Source organism: Bacteroidota bacterium (assembly GCA_016715425.1).
Taxonomy (GTDB): domain Bacteria; phylum Bacteroidota; class Bacteroidia; order Chitinophagales; family BACL12; genus JADKAC01.
The window spans coordinates 375,782-394,699 of sequence record JADKAC010000005.1; the positions used below are offsets into that span (position 1 = coordinate 375,782).

The window sequence follows — 18,918 nt, forward strand, 5'->3', positions numbered from 1 at the left end:
ATTATCAAAAATCAATAAAAGCAGGATTAAACTTTCAGTAAATGAGTGAACGGTTAAAAATGAATATTAAAATGCGTTGTGCATTATTAAACGGAATCGGACTTGAGTGGTAAGGTTATAGTAACAAGTGTCCCCTCTACATTTTGATTATTCTTTTGAGCTGAGCTAATGGTAAAAAAATGTGGTTTGCCGGTTTGTTTTTCTAACAACTCTAATCGCCTTTTAGTAATAATAGAACCCATGCTTGTTTTGATAGAATTTGTTTCTGTAGCTTGATTTAAAATATATCCCACACCATCATCTAATATTCGGATTATAATATTTAAATCTTTTTTTTCGATGCTGATATTTACATGTCCGTTTTCAGCTTTTGGAATCAATCCATGCCAGATCGCATTTTCAACAAAGGGTTGAATAATCATTGTAGGTATAAATAATTTATCGGTTTCTAATTCAGGAGAAACGGTAATTGAATATTCCAGTTTATCACCAAAACGCACTTTCTCAAATTGTAAATACAAGGATAGCCTTTCAATTTCTTCTTCCAGAGCAATGTATTTATTTTTAGATGTTTCTAAGTTGAGCCGAATTAATCTTGCAAATTGTGTTAGATATTTGTTCGCTTCTTTCTTATCATTTCTAATAATATATTGTTGCACTGAATTCACTGCATTAAAAATAAAATGCGGATTCATCATTGCTTGTAGAGCTTGTTGTTCCGCAAATGCAAGATCCTCACTTAATTTTAATTGTACTACAGCTTTGTGTTTTGCTTTATTAATTCTAAAAATAATTACAGAAGAAATGAGCATTGCAATAATTCCTATTAAAAGTGGTATAAACCATTGTTGTGAATAAAAAGGAGCTTCAATAAATATAGTAAGTGAATTGTCGGGTAAAGGAATAATATCGCCATTCATCAAACGAAATTGTAGATGATGCAGACCCGGACTTAAGCCATTTAATTCTAACAATCCAACAGCAGCACTTAGCCAGTTTCCATTATCTATAGAATATTCTACTAATGGAACTGTAGAAGCATATCGAATTGCAGAATAATGTATTTTGATAAATCCATTATTATATTCAGAAATAATTTTATCATTACCTCTGAACTTGCCCATGTCGGTTATGATGTTTAAGATATGAAATTTGGGTGCAGGTAGATTGACAGGCGCAATAAAATTTTTCCATTGAAAAGCACCAAAATTTCCCGCTATTACTAATGTGTTTCCTTTTATATAAAAATCTTTGATATCGTCGGCGGGTAAGCCGTTGGACGATGTGAGTGGTTGTAATTTTTGAAATCCTTTTTTAGAAATAATTAATCTGTTTAATCCGGAGGCAGAATTTATCCATAAGGTATCGCCAATTAATTGCAGGTGACGTGTTAAGTTTGTTGTTAAACCATTTTGTGAATGCGCATGCCATAGTATGGAATAATCTTTTTCATCAATTGCATAAATTCCATAACCATCCGTAGAGATTAATACAAGATTTTCTTTTTCATAAAATGCAAAATCAAGAATACGTTTGCCATCTAATTCTGCAACATTAATTCTACGGATAGAATCTTTATAAGTGTACGTTCCGCTTTCAGCAGAGAACCAAAGCAAATCATTATTATATTGAACACTGAATGATCGTTTGGAAAATATTTTTTCTTCAGTCCAAATATTTTTCTTAAACCTAAAAATTGAAACTCCATAAGAATAAGCAGCGGCAAATTCTTTCTCATTTAATACCGAGATTGATTTTACTGTTCTTCCACCTATACTCCCTGAAATCAATGTTTTTTCCTTTCTATTAATTTGATAAACACCTTCATCTGAAGCAACCAGTAGGGAATTGCCAGCAACATCAAAATCAATTATTCTTGCATATTTATTTATATCTATTAGCTTGAAATTGCGTTTCTCATCTTTATTGTCAATCATAGTAACGTTTGCAAAAGAATTTCCTGCCCAAATATTATCTGCGCTATCTATATACAAACAATTAATGGATAATAATTCAGCTTCATTGTCTGAAAATATTTGTTTTTTATTAAAAAAATCTGCATAAAAAACAAATATCCCGTTTGAAATAGTAGAAATCCAAAAATTTCCTTCAAAATCTTGATCTATACTATTTATTTTATACTCTGAAAGTAAAGTTGTGAATACTCCGTTATGGATATATTGTATTCCTTTATTGAGGTCGAAATACCAGCAATCGTTATTTGAATCTACGAAGAGATAGGGTATTTGATTCAGTTTAGGATTAAAATTTAGAGGTACTATTAAGTTTGAGATTGTATTGGAAATTATACCTTTATCAGTAATGTAATAATATTCATCATTCGCATTTGTATAAGAATAAATAAGAGGCACTATAATTTCATCGCTATTAATTTCTGCAACATCGTTTTTTAGAACATATACTATTCTTGTTTCATCGCATAATACTGAAAAGTATATTTTATTATCCAGTTCAAATAAGCCGGATACAGGGTTGCATTTTTTATCATATTTAAAATCTATTTTTTTTATTGTTTCTTCTTCAATCCTCACAATATCGTATGGGGAATATAGATATAAATCATTGGAAACTGTGATCAAAAAATTCGATAGCTTGTAGTTATTATTTAGCTCAGCTAACAGGGGGCTGTTTGTTTCGTTGTAAACGATATTATCTTTTATAAAAAATATTTTCCCATTAAAAGTGATGCCCCAAATTCTATTTTGATTATCGCCGAAAACTAAAATTACTTCTGTGTCGGGCAACCCATCTTCAGTACTGAATGTTTCAAAAGCAACTCCATCATATCGTATCAGACCAATGACGCTTCCAATCCAAAGAAAACCATCATCCGCACAGAATACATTATAAACATTCATTGTAGGAAGGCCATTCAAATAATTGAATTGCTTACTGTAATAATTTTGAGTAAAACTTTGAATTGAAATACTAATCAACAAGAATGTGATGCACTGTTTTATCATATCATTGAATTAACAATGCCTGCATTAATTCCTGGATTTTTCTTCGGGAAACCGGTAACGAAACTCCATCATTCATTATAACACTGTTGCCGTCTTTTTTAATATAATCTGCTACATGGCTGAGGTTAATATGAAATGATTTATGTATTCGAAAAAATCCTTCCGGAAGTTGTTGTTCAAATTCGGCCATTGTTTTAGATGCTACTATTTTCCCTCCATTTAGAAGATGAAAAATTGTATAATTACTATCTGCCTCCATATACACTATATCTTTTGCAAGTATAAAATGAATACCTTCCAAATGGGGGACAGCAATGCGATTTAATTTATTTGGATTGGTGAATTTATCTAAAATGTCCTTTATAGATTTTTCATATTTCAAGTCTATAGTATTTTGTTTAGCAAGCCGGTCTTTTACTCTTGATACTGCATGAATCAATTCGTCAGAATCCACGGGCTTTAATAAATAATCAACTGCAGCTTCACGAAATGCTTTAATAGCATAATCGTTATGTGCTGTTATAAATACTACATGATAAATATTTTTTGGTAAGGAGGATAACAAATCAAACCCATTTTCTCCCGGCATGGAAATATCCAAAAAAATAACATCAATCTTGTTCCGATTTAAAAAATTGCGTGCCGCTTCTGCAGAATGCGCCACACCGGACACAACTACTTCAGGACAATATTCATTGAGCAACCAACTTAATGTTTCGCAGGCCGGAAGTTCATCATCCACCAAAAGAGCATGTATTTGTTCAGACATATTTTGTACGAACTTGCGCATAAAAACAAATTTAGCATCCATTAATGAGTAAACTGCTAATGCGGATGAGCAAAAGGGTTTTATTAATGTGTATAGGTTTGTTATGAGTAAAGGGAATTGGGTGGAATTCAAATTAATACTTTGCTTATTTCTTCCGAACTTACTATTCAATGTATCCACTAAATCAAACTGATTGCCATTGCAGTGATTATCTAAAAGTGATTATCAATAGGGTGAGCTTAAAGAAAAATAGTGATTCAACTGTTTTCTGAAGAAGTAATTTCTTTTATTTGCGAAATGCCCCTTGATTTGCAACTGTTGTTAAAAATGCAGCAAAACTATGAGACAGTTAATTTTGTAACATACTTTTCAATAAGTAAAAATCGGCAATGGCTAAACTCCTGTATTATATAATTATTAAACCGCTTTCACTGCTTCCTTTGCGGATGTTATATTTTATATCTGATGGTATTTTTTTTATACTCTATTATCTTACACCGTATAGAAAAAAAGTAGTGTTGGCAAATTTGCGTAATTCATTTCCCGAGAAAAATGATACAGAAATAAAGAAGATTGCAAAGGGATTTTACAGACACTTTGTGGATTTAATTGCAGAGAGTATTCGCATGTTCAGCATGTCAGAAAAAGAAGTTTTGCGACGGTTCAGAATTGATGATGTAGCGCTGCATCATCAATTGTATCAAGAGGGGAGAAGTATTATATTAACCGGCGGACATTATAATAATTGGGAAATGCTGGCATTGGCAATTAATCAACAATTACCACATCAGGTTGCTGCGCTTTATACGCCAATGCGGAATACGTTTTTCGATACTACTTTTTTGAAATCACGCAGTAAATTCGGATTATTAATGATACCAAAAAAAAAGGTAAAGGAATTTTTTGAAGACAATACACAAAATTTAACTGCCACTATTTTTGGTGCAGATCAAAGTCCATCTACACACTCTAAAAGTTATTATCGCACCCGGTTTTTAAATCAGGAAACTGCAGTATTGTTTGGTGCTGAAAAATATGCCATGGAATATAATTATCCTGTCGTGTTTATGCATATTCATAAAATAAAACGAGGATATTATAATGCTACTTCTCAAGTAGTGGAACTGTACCCGCAAAATGCAGAATATGGAAGCATTACCAAAAAGCATACAGCATTGCTTGAAAAAGAAATTCAAAACAATCCTGAATTTTGGTTATGGTCGCATAAACGATGGAAGATAAAATTTGAAAAATAAATTGAGTATTGTGAGAATTAATTTTTTATAAGTCATCACTTACAATCTATTTATAATTTACATTTGGGAAAATTTTATTTATGTATAAAGCATTGTTGTTTCTTGCGCTTCCATTGATGTTGATTTTAACCGGTTGTCCTTTGGGTGATGATTATCCTTTGGGAGAAAAATCGGATTCAAAAGTAGATACTTCTATTCTTGGCACTTGGTCAAATGATCTCGATTCCGCCGAAGTTAAAAAGGTGTTGATAGAACCATTGGATGCTGAGAAAGTGAAAGTGACTGTGTTGGAAAAGAGAGAAGCATACGTAGAAGTAGTGGAAGTTTTTTATGGTTGGTTCACAGAAGTAAATAAACAAAAATTTATTTTTCTTCAGGATGTAAATGATGAATCTGCACAATACTATACGTATGGGTATTCTATCAATAAAAAGAAAATGAAAACCTTTGATATGGGTTTCTTAATTGCCTATTTTGAGTCTGTTACCTCCACAGAAGAATATCGTAAAGAAGTAAGTGAACTGCTGAACACATATGATACATTCAGCACCGAGGTGAACTGGAAAAAAGAGAAGTAGAAAAAATAAAATTCCGGGTTCCGCTATTCAGAAAAAATCTTATCGGCATGCAGTGTAGCCTGCTGAATACGTTGCTTGATATTTTTAAGTGGAAGAGGTTTTAGCATTTTTGGCGGATCAATAGCCTCATCAATATCATCAAAATAATTTAGCGCTTTTATTGCAGAAACCGCATTGCTATTCGGATATTTATTTGTGTAAAAACCAAGCATTTGATTGAGCGAAAATTCTGTTAGCAAAACATACACATCAATAAAATCTTTTATACGCTGACCACTATTCACAATTGCATTGAGTTTCATTGCCGCAATATCCTGCTTTGAAAGAAAGGTAATGCCTTCCTCTGTTATGGGTGGCAAAACATATGGATAAGGATGTGAAATAAAATCAACTTTAATGTTATTGATAAAGCAAATGATGGTATTGGTTCTAACAAATATTACTCTGTAATTAAATCTTGATTCTAATAATGAAATAATTTGAAAATATTCAAAACTGTTTTGAGTAAATAAATCAATAGAGGTGCGATGTCCGAGTTGTAAGGCAAGAGCTATTCCTCCGCCTAATTTAAAGTCATTAAACTCAAGTATTGTTTGAAGTTGTTGAATTAGGGTAAAAGTTTCAGGGGCAATAATCATGGAGTCTTTATGCAGCATGTAATATGTCAGATTGTAAAAACAACATTGTAAAATCTTTATCTCTCTTATCAAGTTGCCGACTCCATTCTACTGTTTCAATAATTTTATCAGAGCCATAAAACGTAAGAATCTCCTTCCATTCATTAATCTCTCCTAATTGTACTACCCGTTCAATCACTATCTTATAAGACTTTACCCAATTGAAGGTTTCCAGGTCATATTCCCAAAGCAAAGAAGGTCGGATATTTGGTTTGTTTTGCATAGTGTTGAACGCATACAAATTCACGAAAAAAATTGGCCACGAATTACACTAAAAAATAAAACGAATGCACGAATAGATTATATTGAATTTAAAAATCAGATAATTTATTCGTGCATTCTTTAGTGGGATAAAATGGATATGAGTAATTCGTGATTACATTTTACTTTTTTATTTTTTACAATTTATAGATATCCTGAAAAGAATATTTTAAAATTGTCTTTTGGGTTTTGGTGAGAATTAATTTCAAACAATAGTTCTTATTCCGATACCACCAATTTTTTAGAAAACTGTTTTCCTTCTGCTGTTTTAATATTTACCAAATACAATCCGGGTAATTCGATATTGCAAATTGTAGTTGCATTTTTAATTTTTTCATTATAAACCAATCTACCCGAAACATCATAAATAAAATATTCTGCATCATTATATTCTTGAAGTCGGATATAAATATCTTTATTAAAACTATACACAACAGCATTTAAACTTGCAGTATTATTAATTGAAACTGTTGTTGTATCTCCGATAGTATCTCCTGTATGTATTGGTGTATCGGGTTTACTTTCATAAGCATAATCGTGAATGATTAATGTTCTGTTACTATCCACTACGCTGCAACGTATCCATCCATAACGTTTTACAAAATCATCATCAGTAAATCTAAAACCTATAAACTTTTCTATTTGAGGACCCCAAAAATATGAGTTCCAATCTCCTCTGTGTGCCGTTGATGGTGGCCACTCTGGCTTGTAAATAGTCATTGCTAATGTTTGGTAATTAGCGTTATAAAATGGAATAGTAGATTTAATACTGATATTGCTTTCCAATGCATAAGGACGGTAATATGTATATCCGCCATTACCGGAAAAGAAAACAGTATGTCCATTTAGCCCATTCTGCATATTATCGAAGACACCCGCAAAAAGAGCTTTTACTTGTCCTTCCACGCCATACCATACAGTAGTAGTAAAACTTTTATTAAAGAAATTAAAATCATTCAGTCCATCCATATCCAAATCAAATCCCCAATATTCACCTGGCACATCCAAAATAATATCAGGATCAACATCGGTATAAACAGCTTGCGAAAATGCTGTAGCAGGAACTATAAGCGCTCCTGCTGCAAGTGAATATTGTGATAGAGAATATCCTTTTTTCATTTTAAACTTATTCCGCTACCACCAATTTTTTAGAAAACTGTTTGCCCTTTGCAGTTTTAATATTTATCAAATACACTCCGGGTAATTCGATGTTGCAAATTGTGGTTTCGTTTTTAATTCTTGCATTGTAAACCAATCTACCCGAAATATCATAAATGAAATATTCCGCATCATTATATTCTTTCAATTGGATATAAATATTTTTATTAAAACTATACACAACTGCATTTAAATTTTCCAGATTGTTAACTGAAACTGTTGTAGTATCTCCGATAGTATCACCTGTAAGTATTGGTGTATCGGGTTTGCTTTCATACGCATAATCGTGAATGATTAAAGTATGCCCACTATCTATGACGCTACAACGGATCCATCCATAATGTTGAATTGCTTCTTCATTTGTGAAGCGAAAACCAAGAAAATTTTCAGTTTTATTTGGAAACCAATTTCCTCCTGTCCACGATACTATCGAAGAACCAAATACGAAAAATGTTTGACAAGCTACTCTTTGATAATTCCAATTTTCAAAGTTTAAATATTGATCAACAGTGATTCCTGAATCTAAAGCAAATGGATAATATTGATAAAATGTCCCATAATATCCTAAAATAGTTTTCTGGCTACCTGCTATTCCATTTTGCATTGTATCAAACGCCCCAACCCAAATTCTGTAAGCTGAAGCATCACCAATTGGCCACATATATGATTGAAGTAAAGTATTAAAGAAATTAAAATCATTTAACCCATCATCATCCAAATCAAAGCCCCAATGTTCACCCGGTTCATCTAATATAATATCAGGATCAATGTCAGTATAAACTGCTTGTGAAAATGCTGCAACAGGAGCTAAAATCGCCCCTGCTGCAAGAGAGTATTGTGTTAGAGAAAAACCTTTTTTCATAGTTGTATTTTAATAAATGAATGTGAGCTTTGCTCTAAGCATATAAAAATACAGGCAACGAATTTAAATATCAAATAAAAAAAAACCAACCTTTTCAGATTGGTTTTTACTTTGTAGCCCGTAGGAGAATCCCTGCCTGCATGACGCAGTCAGGCAGGGAACTCCTATTTCAAGAATTAAAATCTGGTAGTACTTTTAGAAAACTAATAACCACAGTAGTATTATTATTTCTCTTAAATTAAAAAACCAACCTTTTCAGATTGGTTTTTACTTTGTAGCCCGTAGGAGAATCGAACTCCTATTTCAAGAATGAAAATCTTACGTCCTAACCGTTAGACGAACGGGCCGATTATGAAAGCGCTGCAAAAATAACCAGATAAACGGATTCACAAAAACATAAACAGATTTTTGTTGTTCAGCATCTAAATTTGCACCTATTATGGATAAAATAAGAATTGGTATTAATGGCTTTGGCCGAATCGGCCGCTTAGTTTTTCGTGGAGTAAGTACTCTTGATGGATTAGAAGTAGTGGCAATCAACGACTTGACTTCACCTAGAACACTCGCACACCTTCTAAAATATGATAGCGCACAGGGAAGATTTAATCATACTATTACACATGATGAACATTCTATTACAGTAGATGGAAAAAATATTAATATCTATGATCATGAAAACCCTGCGGATATTCCATGGGCTGCACATAATGTGGACGTTGTGATTGAAGCAACCGGTTATTTTACAAGCTTAGAAAAAGCATCTGCACATCTTACCGCCGGTGCCAAGCGTGTGATACTTTCTGCTCCCGGTACCGGTGATATGAAAACTATTGTCTTTAATGTGAATCACGAAATTCTGGATGGGTCAGAAAAAATAATCAGTTGTGCATCTTGTACAACGAATTGTCTTGCTCCGATGGCAAAAACATTGAATGATAGTTTTGGAATTCAGGTGGGAAGTATGACTACCATCCATGCTTATACAAATGATCAGAATACATTGGACTCGCCACATCGCAAAGATGATTTGCGCAGAGCAAGAGCCGCAGCAGCGAATATAGTTCCTAACACCACAGGTGCAGCAAAAGCATTGGGTTTGGTGTTGCCGGAATTGAAAGGAAAATTAGATGGCAGTGCACAGCGTGTTCCGGTTATTACAGGTTCGGTAACTGAGCTTACAAGTATTCTCAATAAAAAAGTTACTGTGGAAGAAGTGAATGCTGCAATGAAAGCTGCTTCAAATAAATCTTTCGGATACAATGAAGATGAAATAGTGAGTTCCGACATTATTGGAAGTACCTACGGATCTTTATTTGATGCCACTCAAACAAAAGTGATTTCTTCGGGCGATTTTCAATTAGTGAAAACAGTGGCATGGTATGATAATGAAATGAGTTATGTAAGCCAACTGATTCGCACTGTAGATTATTTTGCAGGTTTAATCAGGAATTAAATCAATTAGTTTTTTAAATTAAAATTTTAGCATTTTTAAAGTAGAATTATGAAAACGGTAGATACATTTAATTTTAAAAATAAGAAAGCAATTGTGCGGGTGGATTTTAATGTGCCTTTAAATAAAGAAACATTTGAAGTAACCGATGATACAAGATTAAGAGGTGCTTTGCCCACAATAAAAAAAATATTGAATGATGGCGGTTCGGTAATTCTTATGAGCCATCTCGGCAGACCGAAAACAGGACCGGAAGAAAAATATTCTTTGAAACATATTCTGCCAACACTTAAAAAATTGTTGGGAAAAGAAATTGTATTTGTCGAAGAAAGTATTGGTGATAAAGCAATACAAGCAGCAAATAATTTACAGCCCGGTGAAGTATTATTAATTGAAAATTTGCGCTTTCATCCTGAGGAAGAAAAAGGGGATTCTGGTTTTGCAGAACAGTTGAGTAAGCTGGCAGAAGTATATGTGAATGATGCTTTCGGTACAGCACATCGGCCACATGCAAGCACAACAATAATTGCAAATTATTTTATTCCTGAAAATAAAATGTTTGGTTATCTCATGGCCAATGAAGTGGAAGCTGCAGACAAGGTATTGCACAAAGCAGAAAAACCTTTTACTGCAATTATCGGCGGAGCAAAAGTGAGTGATAAAATTTTGATACTCGAGAAATTATTGGATGTTGCGGATAACATCATTATTGGTGGTGGCATGGCCTATACTTTTTTCAAAGCGATGGGTGGCAATATCGGAAAATCATTATGTGAAGAAGAACGTTTGGATACAGCAAAAGAATTATTAGCGAAAGCAAAATCCAAAGGTGTTCAAATATTTCTTCCTGAAGATTCCGTGATTGCAGATGCATTTTCTAATGATGCTCAAATTAAATCTGCAGACAGTAATAATATTCCCGACGGTTGGATGGGTTTGGATATTGGAACAATCGCAATTAATAAATTCACTGAAGTTATACTTGCCTCAAAAACAATTTTATGGAACGGACCAATGGGAGTTTTTGAAATGGAGCATTTCAGTAATGGCACTATTGATATTGCACATGCAGTTGCAAAAGCTACAGCCAACGGCGCATTCTCTTTAGTGGGTGGAGGTGATTCTGTTGCTGCTGTAAATAAATTTAAACTCGCAGATAAAGTATCTTATGTCTCTACAGGTGGCGGTGCAATGTTAGAATTCTTTGAAGGAAAAACTTTGCCGGGAGTTGCGGCTATCGCAGGTTGAAATTCTGTTGATGATAAACACAATTTATTTTTCGTAAATAAAATTGATTGATTATTTTTTCTTTACCTTCATCAGCAAAAGCTAAAAACAATGAAACCAATTTTACCCGCAATTTTATTCCTCATAATATTTTATTCTACTAGTTTTTCACAAGGAATTTGTGATCCGGGAGGAAATATTATTATTTATTCCAACTACGATGGTGGCACTCTTAATATTGATATTGATGAGGATATACCGAATATCAGAATTGGTATTTGTTCCTATGAAAGTGTTACAATAAATATTACAGGTACTTACATTGATAATGTAGTGGAAGTATTATATGCCGGTTATGATAGTGATGGATCTACGGAAGTAACCGGTGTATCAAGTGGAATAGTTGATATTTTATTATATCCACCTGCAACAATTTCAGATCCTGATGGATATCCCTATATTATTTGTGCTTATGATTGTGATACATTGTATGTTCCCGGAGGATGCAATACAGTTGAGCAATTAACAGATTATTTTCTTACAGAATTGACTGGCACATTCAGATATAGTTATATGCAATATGGTATTTGGTCAGGTACTTATGATATTAGTGATGGTGGTAATTGTTGTTACGGGGGATTGTACGAACCTGCACCGGTAGATGTAGGAATAAGTGCAATTTCAACTCCTGTTTCCGGTTGCGGATTAAGTGATGATGAAACGGTTAGTGTTACAATTTATAATTATGGTGTAACAGATGTAAGCAGCGTTCCCGTAAATTTTTCTGTTGATGGAGGAATAGCAATTACTGAAACTGCGGTTGGTGCAATTGCCGCAGGTGAAACTTCAACTTATACATTTGTAACTACTGCAGATTTAAGTACATCAGGTACTCATATAATAAATGCATTTACTAGTATCGCCGATGATGCGGATGATAGCAATGATGATTTTTCTTTAAATATAAATTCTCTTGCAACACCTGTAATTGATTTGGGTGATGACCAAACTGCTTGTGATGAATTAACCTTAGATGCAAATAATCCCGGTGCAACTTATAATTGGAGTACAGGTGCAACAACTCAGGAAATAGTGGTTACTGAAACCGGTGGTTATTCTGTTACTGTTACTGATCCTGTTTCAGGATGCATTGCAACAGATTTTATAAACGTAGAAATATTTGCATCACCCATTGCAAGTTTTACTTACACATCTTCCGGCTTCATTGTAACATTTACAAACACCTCCACAATCGGAACATACACATGGGACTTCGGCGATGGATCACCATTAAGTAATGTTTCTTCACCTACACATTCATTTGCAACAGTGGGAACATATACAATTACACTTACTGTTAACAATGAATGCGGTGATGATATTTATACGGCAATTATTTCATTTAATATTGCAATCCTTAATTTGGATAATGATATTTCAATTAATATTTTTCCAAATCCTGCAAATGAATATTTAAATATTTGTGCCAATGGATTGTTAAAGGAAAATATTTGGTATTCCTTATTTAGCATCAATGGTGAAATGCTGATACCCCAAACCCAATTAATTACTTCCGGTAATTGTCAGCAATTATATCTCACCCAATTTGAAAGCGGCTTATATATTCTTCAATTACATTCTTCTTCTCTAACTGCCAGATCAGTTGTGATTTTGCAATAAGCAATTTACTGTAAATACACTTGGAAAGGCACTCTGCAAAGGGTGCCTTTCTTTTTTTATGCGGCTTCAAAAGAGATGTTAAGTGAGTGTGGAAAAATTTATTAGTGGGATTAAGTGGTAAAATGTGGGAATTTGTGGAATAATAGCCATAGATTAGCGTTCAATTCCACACTTAGAAAAATTATGTCGGGTTTATTAGGCGAATTTCAATGTACAATGGATCCCAAAGGGAGGGTGAAAGTGCCGGCTGCATTAATCAAACAACTTGATGCAAACGACAAAGGGCGCTTTGTGCTTAACCGTGGTTTTGAAAAATGCTTAATTCTTTATCCCTGGACTGAATGGCAAGTGCAGAGCGATAAGCTCGGCAAGCTGAACATGTTCGTTCAGAAGAACAGAGACTTTGTGCGCTATTTCATGAGTGGTGTTTCTGAAATTACCCTCGACAGTACCGACCGTTTTCTAATTCCCAAATCCTTACAGGAATATGCCGGCATATCAAAAGATGTGGTGCTTTCTGCTTTTCAGGGAAAAATAGAAGTATGGAGTAAGGCTGCTTATGAAAAAGCAGTGGATATGAATTCTGATGATTTTGCGGGACTGGCTGAAGAAGTAATGGGCGGCTCAAATGAGTGACGCTTACCACATACCCGTTCTTTTACATGAGAGTATTGAAGCATTGACAATTAAACCGGATGGTGTGTATGTAGATCTCACTTTTGGTGGGGGCGGTCATAGCAGGGAAATCATTAAACATCTGAATGCAAAAGGAAAATTAGTTGCATTTGATCAGGATGCAGATGCACAAAAAAATGCAATTGCTGATGAAAGATTTTTATTGTTCCCAAATAATTTCAGACACTTCAAAAAATTTTTGCGCATAGCAGGAATTACACAAGTGGATGGGATATTAGCTGACCTCGGAATTTCTTCATATCAAATTGATCAACCGGAAAGAGGATTTTCTATTCGAAGTAATGCAACATTGGATATGCGCATGAATAATTCTGCTGCGGTAACTGCTGAAGAAATAATTAATACATACAGCGAAAAACAGTTGGTAGAAATTTTTAGCAAGTACGGCGAAATACGCAATGCAAAACAATTAGCCAATACAATTTTTAATGCACGGATTCAGCAACCCATTAAATCAACAATGCAATTAGTAGATGTTGCAAAAACGGTGGTGAAAGGTGAAGTGCCCAGATATCTTGCTCAATTATTTCAGGCAATAAGAATTGAAGTGAATGATGAAATGCGGGCACTGGAAGAAATGCTGGAATCAGTTTACGATGTGCTTGCACCAAATGGAAAATTAGTGGTAATCAGTTATCACTCTTTGGAAGATAGAATAGTAAAACATGTGATGAAAACAGGAAATGTGCGTGGTGAAATAATTACAGATTTAAAAGGTGTCGGCAAAAAATATTTTCAAATAATAACTAAAAAACCTATTGAAGCAAGTGAGGATGAAGTGAAAAAAAATCCAAGAGCCAGAAGCGCAAAAATGCGAGTGGCAGAAAAAATAAAAGAATAGCATTTTATTATGAAACAATCGGAAGAACAAAAACAAAAACCTAAATCGTCTATCAGCAATTTGCTGAAGAGCACGGACAAGGTGAGCTATCTCCGTGCTGAATGGTTTATTCAAAATATTTACTACTTGATTTTCCTGATTCTTATTGCAGTTGTTTACATCTGGAATAATCATAAAGGTGTACACTTAGTACGTGATTTAAATAAAACAGAAAGTGATTTGGTGGAAATACAATGGTATTATAATTCCACTAAAGATTCACTCACTCGCAAGAGTCGTCAAAGTGCAGTTGCTGATATGGTAAAAGATCAGGGCATGTACGAATTATCTAACCCACCATATATCATCGAAAAATAATGAGCGGAGCGAAGAACGATATCATGTGGCGTTTGTATCTCTCGTTTTGTTTGATACTTGTGTTCGGTATTGTAATCGTTGTGCAAATCGGAAGAATACAATTTGTGCAAGGCGAATCGTATCGTGCAAAAGGTGATAGTCTGCAATTAAGATATCGTGTAATTCCTGCTAAGCGTGGAAATGTATATGCAGAAAGCGGCAATTTATTAGCGGCTTCTTTTCCTTATTATAAAATTATTATGGATCCCGTTGCTCCTTCGAAAGAGTTGTTTAATAAGAAGGTGGATTCACTTGCTTTATGCTTATCTCAAACCTTCGGAGATAAAAGTAAAAATGAATATAAACGCATTTTAGTTGAGTCGAGAAATAAAGGAAAACGCTATGTGATTCTTTATAAAAAAGCAACCGTCCCTCAAATGAAATTAGCTCGCAATTTTCCGATTTTTCGTCAAGGACAATACAGCGGTGGATTATTAATTGAGCCTGTAGAATACAGAATTAATCCTTATGGTTTAATGGCAAATCGCACTATTGGTTATGTGCGCAACGAAACTAAAGTAGGAATTGAAGGTGCATATAATGAAGCACTCTCAGGAGTAACAGGAAAACAATTAATGCGCAAAGCTCCCGGTGGTGTTTGGGTGCCTTTAAATGCAAAAAACGAAGTAGAACCGGTGGATGGTGATGATGTTTTTACAACCATTGATATTAATATTCAGGACATTTCTGAAACGGCATTACGCAGTGCACTTATAAAAAATAATGCTGCCTGGGGAACTGCAATTGTTATGGAAGTTGCCACAGGAAAAATAAAAGCTATTACGAATCTTACTCGTTTGGAATCCGGTGGATATGAAGAGCGATATAATTATGCGATTGCGGAATTGGTGGAGCCTGGAAGTACATTCAAATTATTTTCTCTGCTTGCATTATTCGAAGATGGATATGTGGGTTTAAATGATAGTGTTGATCTCAACAACGGTTCTATTCAATATTATAATCGCACAATGAATGATAGTGAAGGCCGCCATCATTATCGCAATGTAACTGTAGAAACTGCTTTTGAAAAATCATCGAATGTCGGCATATCACGTTTGGTAAATGAGAACTATAAAAACAATAAAGAAAAATATCTCAACCGCATTCATGATGTTGGTTTAGATCAAGCAACAGGAGTTGATATTGCAGGTGAACCAAGTCCGATAATAAAAACTGATCCCAATGCAAAAAGTTTTAGTGGTGTAACTCTTCCATGGATGAGTGTAGGATACGAATTGCAAATTACGCCATTGCAATTATTAAATTTTTATAATGCAGTTGCCAATGATGGAAAATTAATGAAGCCGATGTTGGTTTCTGAAATAACAAGTTACGGACAAGTAGTGCATACCAATAAACCGGAAGTATTAATTAACAGTATTTGTTCTGATAACACTTTAAAAAAATTACAAGCATGTTTATTAGCAGTTGTAGATAGTGGCACTGCAAAAAATATTCATAATCCGTACTATCAAATTGCAGGTAAAACAGGTACTGCACAATTAATTGAAAACAAGAGATATGTAAATCGTTATCTCGCAAGTTTCGCCGGTTATTTTCCTGCGAATAATCCAAAATACAGTTGTATTGTAATGGTGAATTCACCAAGCAATGGTGTGTTTTATGGCGGCTATGTTGCAGGCCCTGTATTCCGTGAAATTGCAGATAAAGTTTACTCTCATCACATCTCCATGGCAACTGCCATAAATGATAATGACAGTAGTTATCAGGGTGTTACTGCTTATAGTAAAGGTTATCGCTATGACTTTGAAGAAATACTGGATTGGTTCAATCTTGATAAGCAATTAAATGAAGATGAGGATTGGATAATTGTACATCCGGAGAATGATACACTGCAAGCATCAGAATTAAAAATTGCAGATAATGTAATGCCATCGGTAAAAGGAATGGGCTTGCGTGATGCAATGTATTTGTTAGAAAATAAAGGTTTAAAAGTGGAAGCTTCCGGAAGAGGAAAAGTAATTAAACAATCTATTGATCCCGGTCAGACAATTAATAAAGGAATGTATGTAGTGCTAAAATTAGGATGAGAAATTTGAATGAAATATTAACCGGCGTAAATGTAATTTCTGTTTCAGGTAAAACAGATTTGCAATTGAATGCAGTTACTTCTGATTCAAGAAAGATAACTGCCGGTGATGTATTTGTGGCAGTGAAAGGTTATTTATCTGATGGACATACATTCATAAAATCAGCAATTGAAAAAGGAGCTGTTGCGATAATTGCAGAACAATTGCCCAATGAAATTTCTGAAAAAATTACTTATGTATTAGTAAAAGATTCTGCAAAAGCGTATGGTATTATTTGCCATAATTATTTTGATGCGCCAACTACAAAATTGAAGTTGATTGGCATCACCGGAACCAATGGTAAAACTTCTGTAGCTACAATTTGCTATCAAGTTTGTGAGAACATAGGAATTCATTCCGGATTAATCAGTACAGTAGAAAATAAAATTCATAACACTACTATATACGCAACACATACTACACCTGATCCACTGCAATTAAATGCATTGTTGGCGGATATGGTAAAAGCAAATTGTGAGTATGTATTTATGGAAGTGAGTTCGCATGCAGCGCATCAGCAACGCATTGCAGGATTGCAATTTGCAGGAGCTGTATTTACAAATATTACGCACGATCATTTAGATTATCATGCAACTTTTGATAATTATATTGCTGCGAAAAAATCTTTCTTTGATGGCTTATCAAAACAAGCGTTTGCATTAGTAAATGCGGATGATAAAAGAAGTGGTGTGATGGTGCAAAATTCTGCTGCACACAAATACACTTTCGCAGTAAAAAGCAATGCAGATTTTACTGCAAAGATTTTAGAAAATAATTTATCCGGTCTTGTATTACAGATAGATGGAATGGAATTGCATACCCGACTTGCAGGTGCATTTAATGCATGGAATATTTTAGCGGTGTATGGTGTATTGCAATTACTTGAATTAAATAAACAAGAAGTATTAAATGCACTGAGTTTATTAAGTCCGGTAGAAGGAAGATTTGATATAGTGCATTCTGTATCAAAAAATTTAACAGGCGTAATTGATTATGCGCATACTCCCGATGCAGTAGAAAAAATTTTAAGCACCATTCGTGAAGCGGTAAAAAATCGCAGTAAAATAATTACAGTAATAGGTTGCGGTGGTGATAGAGATAAAACAAAACGTCCGGTGATGGCTAATGTGGCTGCGAAAATTTCTGATAAAGTAATTCTTACTTCCGATAATCCACGCAGTGAAGAACCCGAAATTATTATTCGTGAAATGCAACAAGGATTAGATAATGTATTGATGCAAAAAGCACTTTCCATTACGGATAGAAAAGAAGCAATTCGTGCAGCAGTGATGCTTGCACAAAATGATGATGTGATTTTAGTTGCAGGAAAAGGACATGAAAAATACCAGGAGATAAAAGGAGTGAAATATCCTTTTGATGATAAACAAATAATTCAGGAAATATTTAAAACACTTAATTACTGATGCTTTACTATTTGTTCAATTGGCTCGATCAACAATTTAATTTCCCAGGTGCAGGATTATTCCAGTACCTGTCTTTTCGTGCTGCAATGACTATCTTTTTTTCGCTGATTATTTCTATTGTTTTTGGTAAAAGAATAATTATCTATTTGCAAAAAAAGCAAATTGGTGAATCCGTGCGTGATCTTGGTTTGGAAGGACAATTAAGTAAGAAGGGTACACCGACAATGGGTGGAATTATTATTCTGCTTTCCATTATTATTCCCACATTATTATTTGCGGATATTCTCAATATCTATATTCTGTTAATGCTCATCGTAACCATATGGTTAGGAGTAATCGGATTCTTAGATGATTACATTAAAGTATTTAAGAAAAATAAAGAAGGATTGCGTGCAACATTTAAATTGATGGGGCAGGTGGTGATTGCATTAATTGTAGGTCTTGGTGTTGTTTTTTAATGACAGCATTAAAGTGCGTGATTTTAAAAATATTTATGTGTATGAATCTGTGGATGGAGAACCCGTTGGAAAACCAATTGATATCTATCCTGCCGGTGCAGAAAAATTGGA

The 18,918-nt window shown here is 34.1% G+C and carries 17 protein-coding genes and 1 tRNA gene; 11 read left to right on the forward strand and 7 right to left on the reverse strand.

Going from position 1 to position 18,918, the window contains the following annotated elements:
• Nucleotides 1-86 precede the first annotated feature (86 nt).
• Nucleotides 87-2,984: a histidine kinase gene (locus tag IPN31_07420; GenBank protein ID MBK8681717.1), complete on the reverse strand. Its 2,898-nt coding sequence runs from the start codon at nucleotides 2,982-2,984 to the stop codon at nucleotides 87-89.
• A gap of 1 nt (nucleotide 2,985) precedes the next feature.
• Nucleotides 2,986-3,774 carry a response regulator transcription factor gene (locus IPN31_07425; protein MBK8681718.1) on the reverse strand — a complete coding sequence of 263 codons (789 nt, stop codon included), beginning with the start codon at nucleotides 3,772-3,774 and terminating at the stop codon, nucleotides 2,986-2,988.
• Nucleotides 3,775-4,142: 368 nt separating this feature from the next.
• Here IPN31_07425 and IPN31_07430 point away from each other — a divergent pair, with 368 nt between their 5' ends.
• Together IPN31_07430 and IPN31_07435 are read left to right on the forward strand one after the other, a co-directional pair.
• The gene (locus IPN31_07430) at nucleotides 4,143-5,009 is read left to right on the forward strand and encodes a hypothetical protein (GenBank protein ID MBK8681719.1); all 867 of its coding nucleotides are present in this window, start codon (nucleotides 4,143-4,145) and stop codon (nucleotides 5,007-5,009) included.
• 80 nt (nucleotides 5,010-5,089) lie between these two features.
• A complete protein-coding gene (locus IPN31_07435) occupies nucleotides 5,090-5,587 on the forward strand; it encodes a hypothetical protein (protein MBK8681720.1) in 498 nt (165 codons plus the stop codon).
• A 23-nt stretch (nucleotides 5,588-5,610) separates the two neighbouring features.
• Here IPN31_07435 and IPN31_07440 read toward each other — a convergent pair whose 3' ends face one another.
• The 5 genes from IPN31_07440 to IPN31_07460 form a co-directional block, all read right to left on the reverse strand.
• A complete protein-coding gene (locus IPN31_07440) occupies nucleotides 5,611-6,243 on the reverse strand; it encodes a nucleotidyl transferase AbiEii/AbiGii toxin family protein (protein MBK8681721.1) in 633 nt (210 codons plus the stop codon).
• Nucleotides 6,233-6,487: a hypothetical protein gene (locus IPN31_07445; protein MBK8681722.1), complete on the reverse strand. Its 255-nt coding sequence runs from the start codon at nucleotides 6,485-6,487 to the stop codon at nucleotides 6,233-6,235. Before IPN31_07445 ends, IPN31_07440 begins: the two co-directional genes overlap by 11 nt.
• Nucleotides 6,488-6,744: 257 nt before the next feature.
• Nucleotides 6,745-7,644 carry a T9SS type A sorting domain-containing protein gene (locus tag IPN31_07450; GenBank protein ID MBK8681723.1) on the reverse strand — a complete coding sequence of 300 codons (900 nt, stop codon included), beginning with the start codon at nucleotides 7,642-7,644 and terminating at the stop codon, nucleotides 6,745-6,747.
• A gap of 7 nt (nucleotides 7,645-7,651) precedes the next feature.
• Nucleotides 7,652-8,545, reverse strand: a complete 894-nt coding sequence (locus IPN31_07455; protein ID MBK8681724.1) for a T9SS type A sorting domain-containing protein — start codon at nucleotides 8,543-8,545, stop codon at nucleotides 7,652-7,654.
• A 275-nt stretch (nucleotides 8,546-8,820) separates the two neighbouring features.
• Nucleotides 8,821-8,892: transfer RNA gene (locus IPN31_07460), tRNA-Glu, on the reverse strand.
• Nucleotides 8,893-8,984: 92 nt separating this feature from the next.
• Here IPN31_07460 and gap point away from each other — a divergent pair.
• From gap to IPN31_07505, 9 genes are all read left to right on the forward strand, one after another.
• Nucleotides 8,985-9,998, forward strand: a complete 1,014-nt coding sequence (gene gap / locus IPN31_07465; protein ID MBK8681725.1) for a type I glyceraldehyde-3-phosphate dehydrogenase — start codon at nucleotides 8,985-8,987, stop codon at nucleotides 9,996-9,998.
• Nucleotides 9,999-10,046: 48 nt separating this feature from the next.
• On the forward strand, nucleotides 10,047-11,243 hold the full coding sequence (locus tag IPN31_07470) for a phosphoglycerate kinase (protein ID MBK8681726.1): 1,197 nt from the start codon (nucleotides 10,047-10,049) through the stop codon (nucleotides 11,241-11,243).
• A gap of 90 nt (nucleotides 11,244-11,333) precedes the next feature.
• On the forward strand, nucleotides 11,334-12,902 hold the full coding sequence (locus tag IPN31_07475) for a PKD domain-containing protein (GenBank protein ID MBK8681727.1): 1,569 nt from the start codon (nucleotides 11,334-11,336) through the stop codon (nucleotides 12,900-12,902).
• 183 nt (nucleotides 12,903-13,085) lie between these two features.
• Nucleotides 13,086-13,538, forward strand: a complete 453-nt coding sequence (gene mraZ, locus IPN31_07480) for a division/cell wall cluster transcriptional repressor MraZ (GenBank protein ID MBK8681728.1) — start codon at nucleotides 13,086-13,088, stop codon at nucleotides 13,536-13,538.
• Nucleotides 13,531-14,439, forward strand: a complete 909-nt coding sequence (rsmH, locus tag IPN31_07485) for a 16S rRNA (cytosine(1402)-N(4))-methyltransferase RsmH (protein ID MBK8681729.1) — start codon at nucleotides 13,531-13,533, stop codon at nucleotides 14,437-14,439. The genes mraZ and rsmH overlap by 8 nt, the downstream gene beginning before the upstream one ends.
• 9 nt (nucleotides 14,440-14,448) lie before the next feature.
• Nucleotides 14,449-14,796 (forward strand): hypothetical protein, encoded by a 348-nt coding sequence (locus tag IPN31_07490; protein MBK8681730.1) that lies wholly within the window; start codon nucleotides 14,449-14,451, stop codon nucleotides 14,794-14,796.
• Complete coding sequence (locus IPN31_07495; protein MBK8681731.1) at nucleotides 14,796-16,886, forward strand: transpeptidase family protein; 2,091 nt, start codon at nucleotides 14,796-14,798, stop codon at nucleotides 16,884-16,886. Before IPN31_07490 ends, IPN31_07495 begins: the two co-directional genes overlap by 1 nt.
• A complete protein-coding gene (locus IPN31_07500; GenBank protein MBK8681732.1) occupies nucleotides 16,883-18,349 on the forward strand; it encodes a UDP-N-acetylmuramoyl-L-alanyl-D-glutamate--2,6-diaminopimelate ligase in 1,467 nt (488 codons plus the stop codon). Before IPN31_07495 ends, IPN31_07500 begins: the two co-directional genes overlap by 4 nt.
• A complete protein-coding gene (locus IPN31_07505) occupies nucleotides 18,349-18,807 on the forward strand; it encodes a hypothetical protein (GenBank protein MBK8681733.1) in 459 nt (152 codons plus the stop codon). Before IPN31_07500 ends, IPN31_07505 begins: the two co-directional genes overlap by 1 nt.
• The last annotated feature ends 111 nt before the right edge of the window (nucleotides 18,808-18,918 follow it).